The organism is Ruegeria arenilitoris (genome assembly GCF_013035425.1).
Classification (GTDB): domain Bacteria; phylum Pseudomonadota; class Alphaproteobacteria; order Rhodobacterales; family Rhodobacteraceae; genus Ruegeria; species Ruegeria arenilitoris_A.
The window spans coordinates 19,626-39,216 of record NZ_WQHX01000005.1 but is presented as its reverse complement, the minus strand read 5'-3'; the positions used below and the strand labels follow the sequence as shown (position 1 = coordinate 39,216).

General features: G+C 53.5%; 20 protein-coding genes. 16 read left to right on the top strand and 4 right to left on the bottom strand.

All coding sequences use genetic code 11. The features are described 5' to 3' along the window. Position 1: 1 nt before the first annotated feature. The 3 genes from GOV45_RS14620 to GOV45_RS14610 are packed head-to-tail and all read left to right on the top strand — an operon-like array spanning position 2 to position 3,777. Positions 2-1,096 carry a microcin C ABC transporter permease YejB gene (locus GOV45_RS14620; protein ID WP_170479109.1) on the top strand — a complete coding sequence of 365 codons (1,095 nt, stop codon included), beginning with the start codon at positions 2-4 and terminating at the stop codon, positions 1,094-1,096. Further along, positions 1,097-2,203 carry an ABC transporter permease gene (locus tag GOV45_RS14615; protein WP_170479108.1) on the top strand — a complete coding sequence of 369 codons (1,107 nt, stop codon included), beginning with the start codon at positions 1,097-1,099 and terminating at the stop codon, positions 2,201-2,203. Continuing rightward, positions 2,200-3,777, top strand: coding sequence for an ABC transporter ATP-binding protein (locus GOV45_RS14610; protein ID WP_170479106.1), 1,578 nt, complete (start codon positions 2,200-2,202; stop codon positions 3,775-3,777). The genes GOV45_RS14615 and GOV45_RS14610 overlap by 4 nt, the downstream gene beginning before the upstream one ends. Before the next feature lie 21 nt (positions 3,778-3,798). On the opposite strand, the gene GOV45_RS14605 is transcribed toward GOV45_RS14610, so the two are convergent. Together GOV45_RS14605 and hemN are read right to left on the bottom strand one after the other, a co-directional pair. Next, positions 3,799-5,730, bottom strand: coding sequence for an elongation factor G (locus GOV45_RS14605; protein ID WP_170479104.1), 1,932 nt, complete (start codon positions 5,728-5,730; stop codon positions 3,799-3,801). A gap of 187 nt (positions 5,731-5,917) precedes the next feature. Next, a complete protein-coding gene (hemN, locus tag GOV45_RS14600; protein ID WP_170479102.1) occupies positions 5,918-7,273 on the bottom strand; it encodes an oxygen-independent coproporphyrinogen III oxidase in 1,356 nt (451 codons plus the stop codon). A 61-nt stretch (positions 7,274-7,334) separates the two neighbouring features. On the opposite strand from hemN, the gene fnrL reads away from it, so the two are divergent. Together fnrL and GOV45_RS14590 are read left to right on the top strand one after the other, a co-directional pair. After that, positions 7,335-8,078: a transcriptional regulator FnrL gene (gene fnrL, locus GOV45_RS14595; protein ID WP_170479100.1), complete on the top strand. Its 744-nt coding sequence runs from the start codon at positions 7,335-7,337 to the stop codon at positions 8,076-8,078. Positions 8,079-8,124: 46 nt separating this feature from the next. Further along, complete coding sequence (locus GOV45_RS14590; RefSeq protein WP_170479098.1) at positions 8,125-8,379, top strand: GlsB/YeaQ/YmgE family stress response membrane protein; 255 nt, start codon at positions 8,125-8,127, stop codon at positions 8,377-8,379. A gap of 52 nt (positions 8,380-8,431) precedes the next feature. On the opposite strand, the gene GOV45_RS14585 is transcribed toward GOV45_RS14590, so the two are convergent. After that, complete coding sequence (locus GOV45_RS14585; RefSeq protein ID WP_170479096.1) at positions 8,432-9,271, bottom strand: universal stress protein; 840 nt, start codon at positions 9,269-9,271, stop codon at positions 8,432-8,434. A 196-nt stretch (positions 9,272-9,467) separates the two neighbouring features. On the opposite strand from GOV45_RS14585, the gene ccoN reads away from it, so the two are divergent. From ccoN to ccoP, 4 genes are read left to right on the top strand one after another with little or no spacing between them, the layout of a single operon-like run. After that, complete coding sequence (gene ccoN / locus GOV45_RS14580; RefSeq protein WP_170479094.1) at positions 9,468-11,075, top strand: cytochrome-c oxidase, cbb3-type subunit I; 1,608 nt, start codon at positions 9,468-9,470, stop codon at positions 11,073-11,075. Positions 11,076-11,089: 14 nt separating this feature from the next. Continuing rightward, positions 11,090-11,818 carry a cytochrome-c oxidase, cbb3-type subunit II gene (gene ccoO / locus GOV45_RS14575; RefSeq protein WP_170479092.1) on the top strand — a complete coding sequence of 243 codons (729 nt, stop codon included), beginning with the start codon at positions 11,090-11,092 and terminating at the stop codon, positions 11,816-11,818. Positions 11,819-11,828: 10 nt separating this feature from the next. Further along, positions 11,829-12,014 (top strand): cbb3-type cytochrome oxidase subunit 3, encoded by a 186-nt coding sequence (locus GOV45_RS14570; RefSeq protein WP_170479091.1) that lies wholly within the window; start codon positions 11,829-11,831, stop codon positions 12,012-12,014. After that, positions 12,011-12,874 (top strand): cytochrome-c oxidase, cbb3-type subunit III, encoded by an 864-nt coding sequence (gene ccoP, locus GOV45_RS14565; protein ID WP_170479089.1) that lies wholly within the window; start codon positions 12,011-12,013, stop codon positions 12,872-12,874. The genes GOV45_RS14570 and ccoP overlap by 4 nt, the downstream gene beginning before the upstream one ends. Before the next feature lie 150 nt (positions 12,875-13,024). Here ccoP and GOV45_RS14560 read toward each other — a convergent pair whose 3' ends face one another. Continuing rightward, positions 13,025-13,183, bottom strand: coding sequence for a hypothetical protein (locus tag GOV45_RS14560; protein ID WP_170479087.1), 159 nt, complete (start codon positions 13,181-13,183; stop codon positions 13,025-13,027). Between the two features lie 101 nt (positions 13,184-13,284). On the opposite strand from GOV45_RS14560, the gene GOV45_RS14555 reads away from it, so the two are divergent. The 7 genes from GOV45_RS14555 (at position 13,285) to nusG (ending at position 19,507) form a co-directional block, all read left to right on the top strand. Next, on the top strand, positions 13,285-14,160 hold the full coding sequence (locus tag GOV45_RS14555; protein ID WP_170479085.1) for a LysR family transcriptional regulator: 876 nt from the start codon (positions 13,285-13,287) through the stop codon (positions 14,158-14,160). A 99-nt stretch (positions 14,161-14,259) separates the two neighbouring features. Beyond that, positions 14,260-15,687: a cytochrome c oxidase accessory protein CcoG gene (gene ccoG, locus GOV45_RS14550; RefSeq protein ID WP_170479083.1), complete on the top strand. Its 1,428-nt coding sequence runs from the start codon at positions 14,260-14,262 to the stop codon at positions 15,685-15,687. Positions 15,688-15,689: 2 nt separating this feature from the next. After that, positions 15,690-16,148, top strand: coding sequence for a FixH family protein (locus GOV45_RS14545; protein ID WP_170479081.1), 459 nt, complete (start codon positions 15,690-15,692; stop codon positions 16,146-16,148). Between the two features lie 4 nt (positions 16,149-16,152). Next, positions 16,153-18,330: a heavy metal translocating P-type ATPase gene (locus GOV45_RS14540; protein WP_170479079.1), complete on the top strand. Its 2,178-nt coding sequence runs from the start codon at positions 16,153-16,155 to the stop codon at positions 18,328-18,330. Between the two features lie 5 nt (positions 18,331-18,335). Then, a complete protein-coding gene (ccoS, locus tag GOV45_RS14535) occupies positions 18,336-18,494 on the top strand; it encodes a cbb3-type cytochrome oxidase assembly protein CcoS (protein WP_170479077.1) in 159 nt (52 codons plus the stop codon). An 80-nt stretch (positions 18,495-18,574) separates the two neighbouring features. Beyond that, entirely contained in the window at positions 18,575-18,772 is a 198-nt protein-coding gene (gene secE, locus GOV45_RS14530) for a preprotein translocase subunit SecE (protein ID WP_170460241.1), read from the top strand. A 201-nt stretch (positions 18,773-18,973) separates the two neighbouring features. Continuing rightward, positions 18,974-19,507 carry a transcription termination/antitermination protein NusG gene (gene nusG, locus GOV45_RS14525; RefSeq protein ID WP_170479666.1) on the top strand — a complete coding sequence of 178 codons (534 nt, stop codon included), beginning with the start codon at positions 18,974-18,976 and terminating at the stop codon, positions 19,505-19,507. Positions 19,508-19,591: the final 84 nt, after the last annotated feature.

Genomic DNA, 19,591 nt, shown 5'->3' with positions numbered 1-19,591 from the left:
CATGGGCGCCTATATCCTAAGACGTCTGCTGCTGGTCATTCCGACACTGCTGGGCATTATGGTCGTGAACTTCACGTTGGTGCAGTTCGTTCCCGGTGGGCCAATCGAACAGATTATTGCGCAGATTGAGGGTCAGGGGGATGTGTTCGCCGGGTTTGCCGGCGGTGGCGATGCCGGTGCAAGCGCCGAACCCGGAGGTGGCGTCTTTGACGACAAATATGTCGGGGCAAGGGGGCTGCCGCCCGAGTTCATAGCGGAGCTTGAAAAGGAGTTTGGTTTCGACAAACCGCCCCTTGCGCGGTTTCTAAGCATGATGGGCAATTATCTAACGCTCGATTTTGGTGAGAGTTATTTCAGGTCGATCAGCGTGATCGACTTGGTTTTGGAGAAGATGCCGGTTTCGATCTCGCTGGGTCTTTGGTCAACCTTAATTGCGTATCTGGTTTCGATTCCTCTGGGTATCCGCAAAGCCGTTAGGGATGGATCGCGGTTTGACACCTGGACCAGTGGCACGATCATCGTTGCTTATGCAATTCCCGGCTTCCTGTTCGCCATTTTGCTGCTGGTGTTGTTTGCAGGCGGATCTTATTGGCAGATTTTCCCGCTGCGTGGGCTGACATCCGACAATTGGGACAGCCTTAGCCTTTTGGGCAAAATAGCGGATTACTTCTGGCACATTGCGCTGCCTATTTTCGCTCTGACAATCTCTGCCTTTGCTACACTGACCTTGCTGACCAAGAACTCGTTTCTTGATGAGATTAAGAAACAGTACGTTATGACCGCGCGTGCGAAAGGTTTGTCAGAGGGCAGAGTTTTGTATGGCCATGTTTTTCGCAACGCTATGCTGATCGTAATCGCCGGTTTCCCAGCGGTATTTATCGGTGTTTTCTTTGGCGGTTCGATCATAATCGAAACCATCTTCTCGCTTGATGGCTTGGGGCGGCTTGGGTTCGAAGCCGCGGTTGCGCGTGACTACCCGGTGATCTTTGGTACGCTTTTCATATTCGGTCTTATGGGGCTGGTTGTGGGGATTATCAGCGATCTGATGTATGTGCTGGTTGATCCGCGTATCGATTTCGAAAAGCGGGAGGGGTAGATGGCTCTTTCCCCTCTCAATCAACGCCGTTGGCGCAACTTTCGCCGCAATGGACGGGCTTTCTGGTCGTTGATCATTTTCTCAGTTTTGTTTGGCGTGTCACTCTTCGCGGAATTCATCGCTAACGATAAGCCAATTTTGGTGAAGTACAGGGGTGAGTTCTACACGCCGGTTTTCAATTTTTATGCGGAAACAGAATTCGGCGGCGATTTCCAGACCGAAGCGATTTACAGAGACCCCGAGGTTCAGTGCCTTATTGACAGCGGTGGGTTGGACCAATGTTTCGATGACCCGGAGGGGATCATTGAAGAAATCCAGCAAGGCACGTTCCAGGCCGAAGGATTTGAGCGAGGCTGGGCCATTTGGCCGCCTATTCCTTATTCCTTCAACACCAGTGTGGACCGCCCTGGGGCCGCTCCTTTGCCGCCCAACGGACAAAACCTGCTAGGGACCGATGACACTAAAAGGGATGTCCTGGCGCGTGTTATCTATGGTTTTCGCCTGTCGATCTTATTCACATTGATAGTCACGGGCGCAGCCAGCCTGATAGGAGTTTTCGCAGGCGCAATCCAAGGATTTTTTGGTGGTTGGCTGGATCTGATTTTTCAACGGATTATCGAGATATGGTCGGCGACACCGTCTCTTTATGTAATCATCATTATGTTCGCGGTTCTTGGGCGAAGTTTCTGGCTACTGGTGATCCTAATGATCCTGTTCTCGTGGACTGGGTTGGTCGGCGTGGTCCGAGCGGAATTCCTACGAGCAAGAAACCTTGAATACGTGCGGGCCGCACGGGCGCTGGGCGTGGGGAACATGACAATCATGTTCCGGCACATGTTGCCCAACGCGATGGTTGCGACTTTGACCTTCATGCCTTTTATCGTGACAGGGACCATCGGCGGGCTTGCCTCGCTGGACTTTCTTGGTTTTGGCCTGCCGTCATCGGCCCCTTCGTTGGGTGAATTGACCTTGCAGGCTAAACAAAACCTTCAGGCCCCATGGCTGGCTTTCACCGCCTTTTTCACCTTTGCCATTATGCTGTCCTTACTGGTCTTCATATTTGAGGGCGTCCGCGATGCGTTTGATCCCAGAAAGACTTTTTCATGAGCTTGCTGGAAGTGAATAATCTCAACGTCTCGTTTCGGCAGGACGGACAGATCTCGGCCGCGGTCAAAGGTGTCTCGTTCACTGTGGATCGTGGCGAAACCGTTGCGCTGGTTGGGGAATCAGGCTCGGGGAAATCTGTGACCGCTCTGAGCACCGTCTCGCTTCTAGGCGATAGCGCGGTTGTCGAAGGTTCGGTCAAGTACGATGGCCAAGAGATGATAGGTGCATCTGAAGACCGCCTCATGCAGGTACGAGGCAACGACATCAGTTTCATTTTTCAGGAACCGATGACGTCGTTGAACCCATTGCACACAATCCAAAAGCAGATGGCCGAGTCTCTGGCCTTGCATCAGGGCGTTTCGGGAGATACCGCGCGTGAACGGATTGTCGAGCTCTTGACCAAGGTCGGTATCCGCGATCCCGAAGAACGGCTGGACAGCTATCCACATCAGTTGTCAGGTGGGCAACGGCAGCGTGTCATGATTGCAATGGCCTTGGCCAACAAGCCGGACATTCTGATTGCAGATGAACCAACGACTGCATTGGACGTGACAATTCAAGCGCAAATTCTCGACCTGTTAGCCGAATTACAGAAATCCGAGAGTATGGGGATGCTGTTCATTACCCACGACCTAGGCATTGTGCGTCGGATTGCGGATCGGGTGTGCGTAATGAAGGATGGTGAAATTGTCGAAACTGGCCAAACCACCGACATATTTGATAATCCGCAGCATCCGTACACGCGTAAGTTACTGGCAGCGGAGCCTTCGGGCAGCCCCGAACCAGTAAACGCAGACGCAGAGGAGGTGACCCGGACAGATCACCTTAAGGTTTGGTTCCCAATTCAGCGCGGATTCCTGAAACGGACCGTTGGATATGTGAAAGCGGTCAACGACGCGACGCTGAGCGTGCGCGCCGGTGAAACGCTGGGCATAGTTGGGGAAAGCGGGTCTGGCAAGACAACTTTGGCATTGGCAATCATGCGTTTAATCGCCTCTGAGGGCGGAATTACCTTTCGCGATCAGGATGTTCGTAGCTGGTCCACGCGTGAGTTGCGCCGCCTACGCAAGGATATGCAGATAGTGTTCCAAGACCCTTTTGGGAGCTTGAGCCCGCGCATGACATGTATGCAGATCATTGCGGAAGGTTTGGCAATCCATAAGGTAGATCCGGGCCGCCAACCCCGTGAGTTGGTTGCGGACGTGATGACCGAGGTTGGTTTGGATCCAGCAACAATGGATCGTTATCCACATGAGTTTTCCGGTGGGCAGCGTCAGCGCATTGCAATAGCCCGCGCGATGGTGCTACGCCCGAAATTGTTGGTTCTTGATGAGCCAACAAGCGCGTTGGACATGACCGTTCAGGTGCAGATTGTTGATCTGCTGCGTGATCTGCAACGCAAATATGGTCTGGCTTATTTGTTTATCAGCCATGACCTTAAGGTTGTCCGGGCGATGTCACACAATGTCATTGTAATGCGGAATGGCGACGTAATTGAAATGGGCACTGCCGACGCATTGTTCGAGAATGCTCAGACTGAATATACTCGCGAATTGATTTCAGCGGCGGGCTGAACACGGCCCGCCAAACTGGGATCAAGCGCTGGCCATCTTTTCCTTTTCCGCCGATTTGGGAACAGGGCCGCGCAATTCTTCGTAATGATCGAATTGCAATTTAACCCAACCGGTTCCGCGGGTTGCGCTGGCTAGAGTTCGATGCAATTCATCTTCGGCGACAGCAGGAAGTTGCGCGTTGAAGATCTCCCAACCGGAAGCGTTCGGATTTCCTTCGAATCCCAATACCTGCCCTTGCAACGAACTGATGGTGGGCACGAGATCGCCAACAAAATCGGACGGCAAATGGATTTCTGCATTCAGAATTGGTTGCAACACAACAGGCTTGGCCTGCGGCAAAGCCTCGCGTACTGCGTTTTTACCAGCAGTCCGAAACGCATAGTCAGAGCTGTCGACATTGTGGTGTTTACCGTCACTCAACGTTACTTTTACATCCACCACTGGGAAGCCTTCGGGACCTTGTACCAGAGCGTCCTTGGCGCCATGTTCGACTGATGGAATGTAGTTTTTCGGCACCGCGCCGCCTTTGACTATTTCTTCGAACTGAAAGCCAGATCCGCGGGGTAGTGGAGCAATTGAGATCACGACATCGGCAAATTGACCCGCACCTCCTGACTGCTTGCGGTGGCGATGGCGATGTTCAATCGGCGCGCGGATCGTTTCGCGGTAGGCGGTTTCGACTGGATCTGCGGCAATTTCTATACCGAAATCCTCTGACAGTTTTGCGGTAACCCGGCGCATATGCTGAGGTCCCTGAGAACCTAGAACCGCGTGACCGCTTAACTCGTCTTGCTCAAGATACAGCCCAGGATCGATTTCTGCCATACGGCTGAGCGCGTTTGAAAGGCGAACGTCGTCACGCTCGTGCGCGGGCGAAACGACCTGACGGTGCGCAACCGGATGCGACGACGCCCATTCCGGCAACGGTGTCGCCGATTTACTGTCATAAAGATTGCCAGGGTTCAGGTGGTCCGACTTTACGGCCAACCCGATCTGACCTGCCTCAAGCGAGCCGATTTGAGTTTTGGCATCAAGTGTCGTCAGGTTACCGACTGTTTCACCGCCCAAAGACTCGTGTGCCTTGACACCATCACCCAATGCCCGAAGAACGATGATTTTTCCGATATGTTTCTTCACGTCGGCAAAACCAGCGATAGCGCGTGCGTTTTCTTCCGCTTCGTCGCGCCCTGCGGCGATGTCGAACTCAGGCGCCTCGTGACGCAATGCTTTCATCAGTCGCGTCAGACCATTGCCATGGCTTGCGGCACCAAGGCACGCTGGGATCAGCTGGTGCCTTTGCAATACCTGCGCAGCCAAATCGTAGACTTCGGCGCTGGGCGGTTGTTTGTCCTCGATCAGCTGTTCCAGTAAATGATCGTCGAAATCGGACAAAGTCTCTAGTAATTCTGTGCGGGCTTCCTGCTCGCGATCCTCGACTGATTTGGGCAGCTCGATCAAAGCCGAAGGCTGGCCCTCTTGATACTTCCAAGCGCGTTCCGAGATCAGGTCAACAGCGCCAACGATCGTGTCGCCTTCGCGGATTGGAACTTGCCGCAAGGCGATATGGTGCGTGCAGTATGTTTGGAGCGCCGCGATAATGTCACGAATGCGGCCGTTCGGATTGTCCATCCGGTTAATAAAGAGGAAGCACGGTATACCTGCCTCTTCCACCAACCGTAGGTAAGGAGCGCATAGAACTGCGGCATCCGGGTCAGGTGGAACGACCACTACAGCGGCGTCTGAAATGGCCATTGCAGGACCAACGTAGGCCAGCGCGTCGCCGCCACCGTCCACATCAATCGCGCACCAGGGCTCGTTCAAGTAAGAAAAACCGTGCAAGTGCACGGTTCCGGAAACATCGAATGTGGTGGGCCGCCCGTCGAGGCGGCTGATAGCCTCGACCAGAGTGGATTTGCCCGATTGGCTGGGGCCGAGGACGGTGAAAACGCGCATGAGTGCTGTCCCTCTTTCAAGTTGCATCATAGCTGCACGAAAAAGGCGGTCCGACACTGTGCGTCGGGCGGAACTGTCTGCAGATTTGCCTGCCTCAGGCCGTGGAATGTTGGATTTCCCACGTTCTGAGTGTGGAGAAAATCAGAGGTACACGTCAAGCCCCTGCAGATTAGGCGGTAAAACAGCTTTAAATTGCAGAACTATGGCCAGCTTTGCTTAGGTCATATGCGTCAAATTTACGGGCGATCATGCGGGTCAGTGCGCGAGCTTCGGGCGGAATGACAAGTCCTGCGTCACTAACATTTAGCAACCCATCAAATTCAGCGTTCACCGCATCGTACATCTGGATCAATTCAGAGCTGGTAACATCATGATCCCGCAAAATCTCGGTTGAATCGATTTGGAAATCGCACATTAATGCTTCGATCATGCGGGCCCGAAGAATGTCACGACCCTTGAATACATGCCCACGCGCTGTCGAAAAGCGTTCAGCACGGATGGCTTTGATATAGGCTGACGTGGCAGCGGCATTCTGTGCGTATCCTTGTGGAAAGCGTGAAATCGAGCTGGCACCCAACCCGATTAGAACCGGGGCATCGTCGTCCGTATAACCCTGAAAATTCCGTTTCAGGCGCCCGGCGCGTTGCGCACGGGTCAGGCCGTCGTCTTTTGTCGCGAAGTGATCTATCCCAATTTCAGCATAGCCATCCCATAAAAACAGGCGCCGCGCGGTTTCGAATAAATCCAGCCTTTGCTCGGGCGTCGGTAATGCGTCCGAAGGTATCATCTGTTGGCGTTTTGCCATCCAAGGAACGTGAGCATATCCATACAAGGCTACCCGGTCTGGTGACAGTGACAGAAGTTTTTGGACGCTTTCGGTCATCCGTGACTTGGATTGGTTCGGTAAACCAAAGAGAATGTCGGCGTTCAGGCTCGAAATCCCCCTCGCTCGGATCATGTCTACTGCACGGCGAGTGGTGTCATAACCCTGAATACGACCGATTGTCTTCTGAATCTCTTCATCAAAGTCCTGAATTCCTATCGAAGCGCGGTTCATGCCCGCTTCGGCCAGTGTATCCAAGCGGGCCTCATCAATCTCGTTTGGGTCGATCTCAACTGAGAACTCAGCGCCGCGTCCCAAAGGAACCGTTTCTTGAATGCGCGCCGCCAGATCTCGCATTAGCTCAGGCTTCAACAAGGTTGGCGTTCCGCCACCCCAGTGCAGCCGCGACAGTGTCACACCCTTTGGCAGCCGTGCAGCGAGCAAATCCAGCTCGGCTTTCAGAACATCCACATAGGCAATTACTGGATTGTCCGTTTGGGTTCCCTGCGTTCGGCAGGCGCAAAACCAGCAAAGCCTGCGGCAAAAAGGCACGTGAATATAAAGTGATATGGCGCTGTTCGGTCTTATGCCCGATATCCACGCGCCAAATTTGTCGGAATCCACGTCATTGCTGAAATGTGGGGCTGTCGGGTAACTTGTATAACGCGGTACTTTAGCGTCAAAAAGTCCAAGCTTTGCCAATTGCGGTTTTACTATCATGGCAATCCCGGTATACCGGAAGTCGCTCTGGTACTTTGACCGAGATCAATTGGGAATGTGAATGACACTCAAGGCCCTGTATGAGCATACAAATTGCGAAGAGTGCCCCATAAGGCATCGGGCCGTATGCGCGCATTGCGAAAAAGACGAACTCGAAGCTCTGGAAAAGATCAAATACTATCGCAGTTTTGAAGCCGGTCAGACGATTATTTGGTCAGGTGATCCAATGAACTTTGTTGGTTCGGTCGTATCTGGGATCGCCTCTCTGACACAAACCATGGAAGACGGACGCACGCAGATGGTCGGCCTGTTGCTGCCAAGCGATTTTGTAGGTCGTCCGGGCCGCGAAACAGCCCCGTACGATGTACAGGCAACTACTGATGTTGTGATGTGTTGTTTCAGAAAAAAGCCGTTCGAGGAGATGATGGCCAGCACTCCCCATATTGCCCATCGCCTGTTGCAGATGACATTGGATGAGTTGGATGCAGCGCGAGAATGGATGCTGGTATTGGGACGCAAGACCGCGCGTGAAAAAATCGCCAGCCTTTTGTCGATCATTGCGCGCAGGGATGCATCGGTTAACAAGACCGGCATTACTGGACCAATCGTCTTTGACCTTCCGCTAACGCGCGAGGCGATGGCCGATTACCTGGGCTTGACGCTTGAAACCGTAAGTCGCCAGATATCGGCCCTGAAGAAAGATACGGTTATCACCCTTGAAGGTAAGCGCCACGTCACCATACCCGATATGGGCCGCTTGATGGAGGAAGCGGGCGACGATGCCGACGGAGGTTTTCTAGTCTAAGGGCGCAGATGGGCGCTGCAGAGTTCAATTGCTTCAGGAGAGTTTCATGGAATTTTCTAGCGTTTTGGCGATGCTTTTCATCGGCGCTATTGCTGGTTGGCTATCCGGAAAGATTATGGAAGGACGCGGTTTCGGCCTTATAGGTAATATTATTGTTGGTATCGTTGGCGCGTTTCTTGCCGGCACCGTCTTTCCTGCGCTTGGATTTTCTGTTGGTGGCGGACTATTTTCATCGATCTTTTTTGCAACGATAGGAGCCGTGATTTTACTGTTCCTAATCGGGTTGGTCCGAAAGGTTTAAACGCGAAATGGCCGCTCAATCTGGCGGCCATCGAACGAGATCGGCACCTGCATCAGTGAGCCATAAAGATCGGGACAGCCGATTGTTCTAACATGTTGCGGGTTGCACCACCCAGAATGGCTTCGCGAAACCGAGAATGACCATAAGCTCCCATTACGATCATGTCGGCTTCTGTATCGGCGGCATGTCGGTTAAGAATGTCCGAAACCCGGGTCATCGTCTTGCTGAGCACGTCAATCTCGCATTTAACACCGTGCCGCGAAAGCATCTGTGACAGCATCCCACCAGGATCAGACCGATCTGGTCCGTGACGTGGTGGGTCGATCACGACAATCCGCGTTAGTTCCGCCTGTTGCAGAAAGGGCAACGCGCGGCGAATGGCTCGCATGGCTTCGACGCTTTCGTTCCAACCGACAAGAACCGTGCTGGGCGTTACAACAGGCTCAATGTCTTCCGGTACGATCAGTACCGGTGCATGTCCTTCGAACAAGGCGGATTCGACAATAGGTTCTGCTTCGGTCCCACAATCCTGTCCATACGGTTTCGGCAGTACGACAAGATCAGAAAACCGGGAGCGGTGGGCGACGTGGCGGCCAATATCTGCGATCTGCGCAACGCCATTTTCGGCCGACCATCTAACTCCGGTTTTGCCAAGATAGTCCTTTGCAAAAGCCAGCAAGCTGTCTGCCTCGGCATTTGCCCGGGTCAGTGATTCCTGAAGAATCAGAGCGTTTGCTCCTGCGTAGTAATATCCGGTCTGCGTTCGGTCGACGCCCAGACAGAGAGCTTCGGCATGTGCATCTTGCGCGTCCGCCAAAACGGCGATCTGGGCTAGTGCCGCTCGTGCTTTTTCCGTTTCGGTCATAACCGTGAGAAGAGATTTGTACGCCATCTTGACCTCATTCAATTGGGTAACTTGGATCGCGAGACCAGTTAACCCATTCAATTATTTATGCGTGTCACAGAATTCAGGTTATTGTCTTGATACAGATCAAAGCAGTATTGGCTGCCGTCCGACAGAACTGCAGCCAGTCAAATAAGTTTCGCACGGCACGAGAACCGGGCGAGGCACGGCAAAGGGACGCAACATGTCGAATTACATCAAGCTGATCGTGCTTGGTCTTGTGGTGCTATTTGCAGCCATAGGATCCAATTATGCACGGGATTTGGCGTATCAGGTGCATGCGATTCTGGTGATGCTAATCGCCGCAGGATTGTTCATCTGGACGCTTCGCAACACCGATGAACCAGATATTATTGTAGATCGCTCGGCGGAATACATGGATGACGTCATCCGGTATGGCGTGATCGCGACGGCGTTTTGGGGCGTCGTTGGTTTTTTGGCGGGTACGTTCATTGCGTTCCAGTTGGCTTTTCCCGGGCTAAACTTTGAATGGGCTCAGGGCTATCTGAATTTTGGCCGTCTGCGCCCGCTGCACACGTCGGCGGTAATTTTCGCATTCGGCGGAAATGCACTGATTGCGACATCTTTCTATGTGGTGCAACGTACCAGTGCCGCCAGGTTGTGGGGCGGTAACCTGGCATGGTTTGTGTTTTGGGGTTACCAGTTATTCATTGTTCTGGCCGCGACAGGCTATGTGCTTGGCGGCACACAGTCCAAGGAATACGCAGAGCCTGAATGGTATATTGATTTGTGGCTGACAGTCGTCTGGGTCGCATATCTGGCCGTATATCTTGGCACGATCGTAAAACGGAAAGAGCCTCATATCTATGTGGCCAACTGGTTTTACCTGGCCTTCATCGTTACGGTTGCAATGTTGCATCTGGTGAACAACATGACAATTCCGGTCAGCATCTGGGGATCGAAATCGGTCATCGTTTGGTCCGGTGTGCAGGATGCTATGATCCAGTGGTGGTATGGTCACAATGCTGTCGGCTTTTTCCTGACCGCCGGTTTCCTGGGGATGATGTACTACTTCATTCCGAAACAAGCCGAACGTCCGGTGTTTTCATATAAATTGTCCATCATCCACTTCTGGGCGTTGATCTTCCTGTATATCTGGGCAGGTCCACACCATCTGCATTACACTGCGTTGCCGGACTGGGCCTCGACGCTTGGTATGGTGTTCTCAGTCGTGCTTTGGATGCCGTCTTGGGGCGGTATGATCAACGGACTGATGACGTTGTCAGGTGCTTGGGATAAGCTACGTACCGATCCGATCATCCGAATGATGGTTATTTCCGTGGGCTTTTATGGCATGTCCACCTTCGAAGGTCCGATGATGTCGATCCGTGCGGTGAACAGCCTCAGCCACTACACCGACTGGACCATTGGCCACGTGCATTCGGGCGCGCTGGGTTGGAATGGTATGATAACCTTTGGTGCGCTGTACTTCCTGGTGCCTGTCCTGTGGAAGCGCGAGCGCCTTTATTCGCTGCAAATGGTCAGCTGGCACTTCTGGCTCGCCACCATCGGCATTGTGCTCTACGCCGCGTCGATGTGGGTTACCGGCATCATGGAAGGCCTGATGTGGCGCGAAGTGGACGCCAATGGTTTCTTGGTGAATTCATTTGCTGACACAGTTGCAGCCAAGTTCCCAATGTACGTGGTGCGCGGTTTGGGAGGAGTACTGTTCCTCGCTGGCTCGGTAATCATGTGCTACAACCTGTGGATGACCGTCCGAAAGGCACCGGCCAAAGAGGCCAGCCTGACCGTCGCGGTCCCGGCTGAATAAGGAGGGCCGGAGCAATGGCAATTCTCGACAAACATAAAATCCTCGAGACCAATGCGACCCTCCTGCTGATCTTCAGCTTTTTGGTCGTTACCATTGGTGGCATCGTTCAAATTACCCCGCTTTTCTATCTTGAAAACACCATCGAAAAGGTTGAGGGCATGCGTCCTTACACCCCGTTAGAGATGGCTGGCCGGGAAATTTATCTGCGCGAGGGCTGCTACGTCTGTCACAGTCAGATGATCCGTCCGATGCGGGATGAGGTCGAACGTTACGGACATTATTCGCTGGCCGCTGAATCGATGTATGACCATCCATTTCAATGGGGGTCAAAACGGACGGGGCCAGATCTGGCCCGCGTTGGCGGCAGATATTCGGACGATTGGCACGTTCGGCACCTGCGAGATGCCCAATCTGTGGTGCCGGAGTCGGTGATGCCAAAATACGGCTTCCTCGAAAACCGAAAGCTGGACGGTGAGTATATCGGCGACATTATGGCTGCAAATGCGGTTGTTGGAACGCCTTATACAGAAGAAATGATCGCGAATGCTCAGGCCGACTTCCGCGCCCAGGCTGACCCGGACAGCGATTACGACGGTCTGCTTGAAAGATACGGCGATAAGGTGAACGTGCGAAACTTTGATGGCCAACCCGAGTTGACCGAAGCGGACGCGCTGATCGCGTATTTGCAGATGCTGGGTACTTTGGTCGATTTCTCGACTTTCACCCCGGACCCGAGCCGCTAGGGAGGGTGCAATGGAAGAATACACAATCCTAAGGCAGTTTGCGGATAGTTGGATGTTGCTGCTGCTCTTTGCCTTTTTCATAGGCATCGTCATCTGGGTTTTTCGCCCAGGTGCCAGCAAAGAGTACAAAGACACGGCGAACATTCCATTCCGCCATGAAGACAAACCCGCCACATCCAAGGAGGCGCGGAAATGAGCAAGACACCTGAAAAACAACCGGGTGATCCGCAGACAACCGGTCACAGCTGGGACGGTCTGGAAGAGTTTGACAACCCGATGCCGCGTTGGTGGCTTTGGACGTTCTACGCGACTATTTTTTGGGGCGTGATTTACACGATCATGTATCCCGCGTGGCCTTTGGTTCAGTCGGCTACAGCTGGTGTCCTGGGGTGGTCTTCACGTGCTTTGGTACAAGAGGAGATGATCGCTTTCCAAGAGGCGAACGCGCCCTTGAACGCGAAGCTTGTAGAAACCCCGTTGGATAGTATCGCAAGCGATGCAGAGCTTCAGCAATACGCCGTAAATGCGGGCGGCGCGGTTTTCCGTACGTGGTGCGCGCAATGCCACGGGTCAGGCGCGGAGGGTGCTTCGGGTTTCCCCAACTTGTTGGATGATGCCTGGCTGTGGGGTGGTACGATGGAAGACATCGAATACTCGGTAGCCTACGGCATCCGCAACGAAGAAAGCGACGATGCGCGGTACTCTGAAATGCCTGCATTTGGCGAAATCCTTGAGCAAGATGAGATAACACAAGTTGTTCAATACGTAATGTCTTTGACAAATGCGCAGACAGATGACGGTGCAGCGCAAGCCGGCGAAGTCGTCTATGCGGACAATTGCGCGGTTTGTCACGGTGAAGACGGTAAAGGCGATGTTACTCAAGGCGCGCCGAACCTGACAGACGCGATCTGGTTGTTCGGCGGAAGTGAGCAGGAACTGACTGAAACGGTTACTTACAGTCGCTACGGTGTGATGCCCGCATGGGAAAACCGCCTGACCGAAGCACAAATCCGAGCAGTTACCGCCTATGTGCATCAGCTGGGCGGCGGCCAGTAACGATATGGGGATACCTTCGGACGGCTTTTCGCCCGAAGGTCTCGGCACCGGTTGTATCATCTGTTCGCGCGTTTCCTGAACAGCCGGTGCCGATTTTTCAAGAATATAACCTAGAACCGATTGGGTCCAGAAACTGGTTTGGTTCGGCAATCACAGGTGGCGCAAGTCGATATCGCGTTTTCTTTGCAGCCACCAGTGGCCATTGGGTAGCCAATGTCGTTTCGCACTCTTGCGTCGCGGCGCATCCACGATGGTCGGTGCGTTAATGCGCGTGGCGGTCATGAACGATTTTGCGTAGATCGATAGCATAGAAACTCTCCTGCATGTGTTTGACAACTGCTTTCAAGATTGACCTTTGACGGTAGAAATGCGACTCAATTACTATTTCGATATGTAAGTCTGGGTTACATATGAATTGGAAATCACTTCCGCCTTTGACATCGTTGAGAGCATTCTCTGCATTCGCAGAAAAGAAAAATGTTGTTCAGGCCGGAGCCGCGCTAAATGTTAGTCACGCTGCAATAAGCCAGCAATTGCGAGTTCTGGAAGAGCACATGGGAGTCGCGCTGTTGGATCGAAGCGGTAAGACCATGTCGTTGACCGCTGAAGGCGAACACCTCGCCCGCGCTTTGCATCTGGGGTTTGGGGCGATAGGGGCAGCGGTCGAAGAGCTCGTCCGATCAGGTTCAGACCGACCGGTGCATGTTTCCCTGACATCTTCATTCGCCGCATCTTGGCTAATGCCTCGGCTTCCTGCGTTTCGCGCAGTCCATCCCGAAATTGGCCTAATTCTGGATCCTTCCCCAGAGCTGGTTGAACTGCGCCCGGGCGGAGTTGATATTGCGATCCGTTACGGTGAAGGCGGTTGGTCAGGTGTCGACTCGCAAATGCTGCTCAGGTCTCCGATGGTGATAGTGGCTGCGCCGGAGCTTTTGGAAGACAAGTCCGACTGGACCCCTGCCGATTTGGCCGAGCTGCCCTGGCTGCAAGAGGTTGGTACAACCGAAGCGTCGATGTGGCTTGCTGGCCGCGGTGCGGAAATTGGGCCGGGTGCAGGCCGTATCGAAGTTCCCGGAAATTTGGTGTTAGACGGCCTAAGGGCAGGGCAGGGCGTCACTATCACTGTGCGACACTTTGTCGAACAGGACATTCTGAATGGTCGAATTGTTGAGCTATACTCAGAGCCAGACGCAGCCGGATACCATATTGTTACGGCCCGATCTCCGATGCGGGCAGAGGTCAAAACATTCGTAGGCTGGCTAAAACGGCAAGCTCGGCAGGTGTGACAAAAGGTGTCTTTGTGATGTGCTTTTGACCCAAATCAAAGTTCTTGGTTGTATGATCTGGAAGAAGTCGCCTGAAAAAGCCAGAACCGGAGCCACCTTGTGAGCGATTCCAACCCAGCCCCGAGCCTTTACGCGGCCAGGGAGCCGATCTTCCCCCGGCGCGTATCCGGGCCATTTCGCAACCTGAAATGGATCATCATGGCGGTCACTTTGGGGATTTACTATCTGACGCCGTGGATCAGGTGGGATCGTGGGCCAAGCCTGCCAGATCAAGCAGTGTTGCTGGATTTGGCGAACCGTCGCTTTTATTTCTTCTGGATCGAGATTTGGCCGCATGAATTCTACTTCGTTGCAGGGCTTTTAATCATGGCGGGGTTGGGGCTGTTTCTGTTCACTTCGGCACTGGGCCGGGTGTGGTGCGGATATGCTTGCCCTCAAACTGTTTGGACGGATCTGTATATTCTGGTTGAGCGCTGGATCGAAGGCGATCGGAACGCGCGATTGCGATTGCATCGGCAAAAGAAACTGGATCTTAGAAAAGCACGATTGCGATTGACGAAATGGGTAGTCTGGTTGCTGATCGGTCTGGCGACAGGCGGAGCCTGGGTTTTCTATTTCGCTGACGCGCCTACCTTGGCGCGCGATCTGATCACCGGAAACGCGCACCCGATCGCATATACGACCGTACTCATCCTAACTGGCACCACCTTTTTGTTCGGGGGGTTCGCCCGAGAACAGATTTGTATCTATGCGTGTCCATGGCCCAGGATTCAGGCTGCGATGATGGACGAAGACACGCTTGTGGTCGGATATCGTGAATGGCGGGGCGAACCTCGCGGCAAGGGTAAGAGAACTGCTGATTCTGAATTGGGCGACTGCATTGACTGCATGGCCTGCGTGAACGTGTGTCCGGTCGGGATTGATATCAGAGATGGACAACAGTTGGAGTGTATCACCTGCGCACTCTGTATCGATGCCTGCGATGACATGATGGCCAAGATCGGGAAGCCGCGCGGACTGATAGACTACATGGCACTGAGCGACGAAACGCGCGAACGTGCAGGCGAAAAGCCAAAGAATGTCTGGAAGCATATCTTTCGACCAAGAACTATCATGTACACAGCACTTTGGTCGCTCGTTGGGTTCGCTCTATTGTTTGCTCTATTCATCCGGTCGGATATCGATTTGACGGTCGCGCCCGTGCGCAATCCCACTTTCGTTACATTGTCTGATGGCACAATCCGAAATACCTACGATGTCCGTTTGCGCAACAAACATGGCGAAGAGCGTTCTTTCAGGTTGTCGCTGGTCGGCGATCCGGCAATGCAGATCGAAGTCGAAGGTGTTGAAGGTGACACCGTGATCGTCGCAGCGGACACCGCGCAGTTAACGCGGGTCTACATTGCTGCGTCCAAAGACACCGACCCTGCGGGAGCTGATACAACCTCGGTACGTATTTGGGTTGAAGATCTTGAAAGCGGCGAACGTGCATACAAAGACACAACGTTCATAGGTCGGGGGGACTAGGTATGTCGGAACGGCAGTTCACCGGAAAACACGCTCTGGCTATGTTTGTAGCGGCCTTTGGCGTGATTATTACGGTTAACCTTGTATTGGCCTATAATGCGGTCAAGACCTTTCCGGGACTCGAGGTGAAGAATTCCTATGTTGCTAGTCAGGAATTCAATGAGCGCTTACAGAATCACCAAGCCTTGGGTTGGGATGTTCGGGCGGAGTTCAAAGGCGGGCTTTTGATCCTCCATATCACGGACCAAACAGGATCTCCGGTAAAGGTATCCGATTTGCAAGCGGTTGTGGGACGAGCCACACATGTGAAGGAAGATTTCTCGCCCGATTTCACATTTGATGGATTAGCGTATGCAGCGCCTGCCATTCTGGGAGAGGGAAACTGGAATATTCGTCTTTTGGCCACAAACCATGACGGAACAGAATTCACGCAGCGCATTCCGCTGTATGTGAAAGGGTAGGTCGTTGACGGGGCAGACTTCCAGTAGCGCGGCAGCTTGTCCGGGTTGTATAGCGTCACCTGCTGAGCCTGCGCGAGTTACTCCTCGGGATGCACAAATCGCACTTTCGCTGCCCGGAATTCACTGCTCGGCGTGTATCGCAACAGTTGAACGCGAACTGAACGCATTTCCTGGTGTCGAAGACGCCAGGGTAAACCTGACACTGAAAAGGGCCATGGTTAAGGCTGCGCCGGATCTGAACGCTAGAGATTTGATACCGGTTTTGGAACGTGCGGGATATGAGGCACACGAATTGGATCCGGGCGCTCTTTCCGCCACGCAGACGGATAAGACCGGGCGGGAATTGCTGATGCGTCTGGCGGTCGCCGGGTTTGCTTCGATGAACGTTATGTTGTTGTCTGTCTCGGTCTGGTCGGGAGCGACCGACGCGACACGCGATATGTTCCACTGGATTTCGGCTGCAATTGCCCTGCCTGCAATCGCGTTTTCTGCCCAGCCATTTTTTGCAAATGCATGGGGTGCACTGCGTGTTCGAAGATTGAACATGGACGTGCCTATTGTTCTTGCTATTCTGCTGGCTTTGGCGACCTCACTTTCGGAAACCGCGTTAAGCGGAAAGCATGCGTATTTCGACGCTGCACTGACGTTGACCTTCTTTTTGCTTGCCGGTCGCTATCTGGACTACCGCACGCGCGCGATCGCACGATCTGCGGCAGAAGAACTCACAGCGCTTGAAGTGCCCAGAGCAACTCGGCTTGTTGGGGGGATCGAGGAGGAAGTCGCTGTAGCAGATTTGAAACTTGACGACCTTGTACTTGTCCGCCCCGGTGGGCGAATGCCTGTTGACGGCGAGATTGTCTCAGGTCGGTCAGAGCTGGATCGATCGCTTCTGACAGGAGAAACCACCCCGGTTTTTGCCCAAGAAGGGCTGAAGGTAAGCGCCGGCGAGGTCAATTTGACCGGCCCTCTTACTATTCGCGCAACTGCCGTAGGCGAGGATACGTCACTGCATCAGATGGCGGATTTGGTAGCCATCGCCGAGTCAGGGCGTTCACGCTATACCTCATTGGCGGACAAGGCCGCCAAACTTTACGCGCCGGGCGTGCATATACTCGCCGCTTTCAGCTTTCTAGGTTGGTATGTGTACTCAGGCGATATTCGAACAGCACTGAATGTCGCGGCAGCAGTACTGATTATTACCTGCCCGTGTGCATTGGGCCTCGCTGTTCCTGCCGTGACAACTGCCGCATCAGGTCGTTTGTTTCGAAATGGCATGTTGATCAAGCATGCCACCGCTTTGGAGAGGTTGGCCGAAGTGGATACTGTCGTGTTTGACAAAACCGGTACACTTACAGACGGCAAGCCGGAGGTCACCGATCTGAGTTCGCACTCTGAAGATGATCTGCAGGTTGCGCTGGCTTTGGCTGAAGCATCTGCGCATCCTTTGTCTGTGGCATTGGCCCGAGCCGCACGCGAGGCAGGAATTGAGCCAGCCAATTTGCAAGACATCAAAGAGGTGCCGGGTTTCGGAACCGAGGCCGCATACAATGGTCAGAGGGCCCGCTTTGGTCGTGCGGCTTGGACTGGCGGGGAGGCTGAAAATGTGACGGCGGCTTGGTTGGCAATTGGAGATCAAAAGCCGGTGGCGTTTTATTTTTCCGATAGTTTGCGCAAAGGTGCGGCAGAGGCCGTGTCAGCTTTCCAATTGGCGGGAAAAGATGTCATGCTGATATCGGGCGACACACAGGGTGCGGTGGAAAATCTCGCTAACTGGCTGGGAATTCATGCGTGGGAAGCGGAAGCATTGCCACAGGACAAAGCAGCAAGAGTTCAGGAGATGGGCGATCAGGGCCGCCGCGTTCTCATGGTCGGTGATGGCTTGAACGATACAGCAGCATTGGCTGCCGCACATGTGTCGATTTCACCTGCGTCGGCGTTGGATGCCGCTCGGGTGGCATCTGACATTGTGTTGCTTGGAAACGATCTTTCCCCGATTTCGGAGGCTTGCCAAACAGCGAATGCGGCAACACGACGTATTCGTGAGAATTTTCGGATCGCCACGGTTTATAACGTTATTGCTGTCCCGTTGGCTGTGGCAGGATTGGCAACCCCTTTGATCGCCGCTTTGGCTATGTCGGCATCTTCGATTACAGTATCACTGAACGCACTGAGGTTGAGGTGAACTGAATGGAAGTCCTGGCCTATCTGATCCCTATTTCCCTGTTTCTGGGCGGTATCGGTCTGGTTGCTTTCCTCTACACAGTCCGGTCAAATCAATACGATGACCCCGAAGGCGATGCTCAGCGCATTCTTAATAATGAATGGGATGACCACCCTAAGCCTTAACTAGCATCGTGGCGGCCCTTGAAATTGCCGCATTGCCCGGTTATGTCCGACCCATCCGCAAGCAAAGAGACGAAAGCCTGATGGCAACCACAAACCCAATACAGTTCATTCAGCAGGTTCGCGCCGAAGTGTCCAAAGTCGTTTGGCCTACACGGCGCGAAGTACTGTTGACCACGGTGATGGTCTTTATCATGGCAGCTTTGACGGCTGTTTTCTTTGCGTTGGTCGATCTGGGTATCCGCGGTGGCCTGCAGCTGGTTCTTGGCGCCTTCAGCTAAGACGGGTCGGGTTGAAACCAATCGCTACTGCCCCCTTGCACAGAGCGTCGTGTCAGAGTAGTTGACGCGGAACTATTCGGAATGGGCGTGCGGCGATTCGGGCTGTGCGCCGCTTTTTATTCCGGAGACGGTGATATAATTTCAACGATGGGCATGTCCAAGAATTAGGATATGCCGAAGGCAAACAAGGGCGACAGGTTCATGGCGAAACGGTGGTACTCGGTCAGCGTTCTTTCGAATTTCGAAAAGAAGATCGCAGAACAAATCCGTACCTCCGTCGCAGAGCATGGCCTTGAAGAGGACATAGACGAGGTTCTAGTTCCCACCGAAGAAGTGATCGAAGTTCGCAGGGGCAAAAAGGTCACGACGGAACGCCGCTTTATGCCAGGCTATGTGTTGGTTCACATGGAAATGTCTGATCAGGGTTATCACCTGATTAACTCGATAAACCGTGTCACTGGATTCCTTGGGCCGCAAGGCCGCCCAATGCCTATGCGAGATGCCGAGGTTAACCAAATCCTCAACCGCGTTCAGGAAGGCGAAGAAGCGCCAAAGTTGATGATTACCTTCGAAGTTGGCGAGAAGGTAAAGGTCAACGATGGCCCTTTCGAAGATTTCGACGGCATGGTCGAAGGTGTCGACGACGAGAATCAGAAATTGAAAGTCTCTGTTTCGATCTTTGGCCGGGAAACGCCGGTGGAACTGGATTTCACTCAGGTCACGAAACAATCCTAGGTTTGTTTGTTCGCCGGGAGTGATCGCGCTTGGCAAAGCGCGACCCGGGTCATAAGCTGCGCGGAGTATTTAGTGTACCCGCGC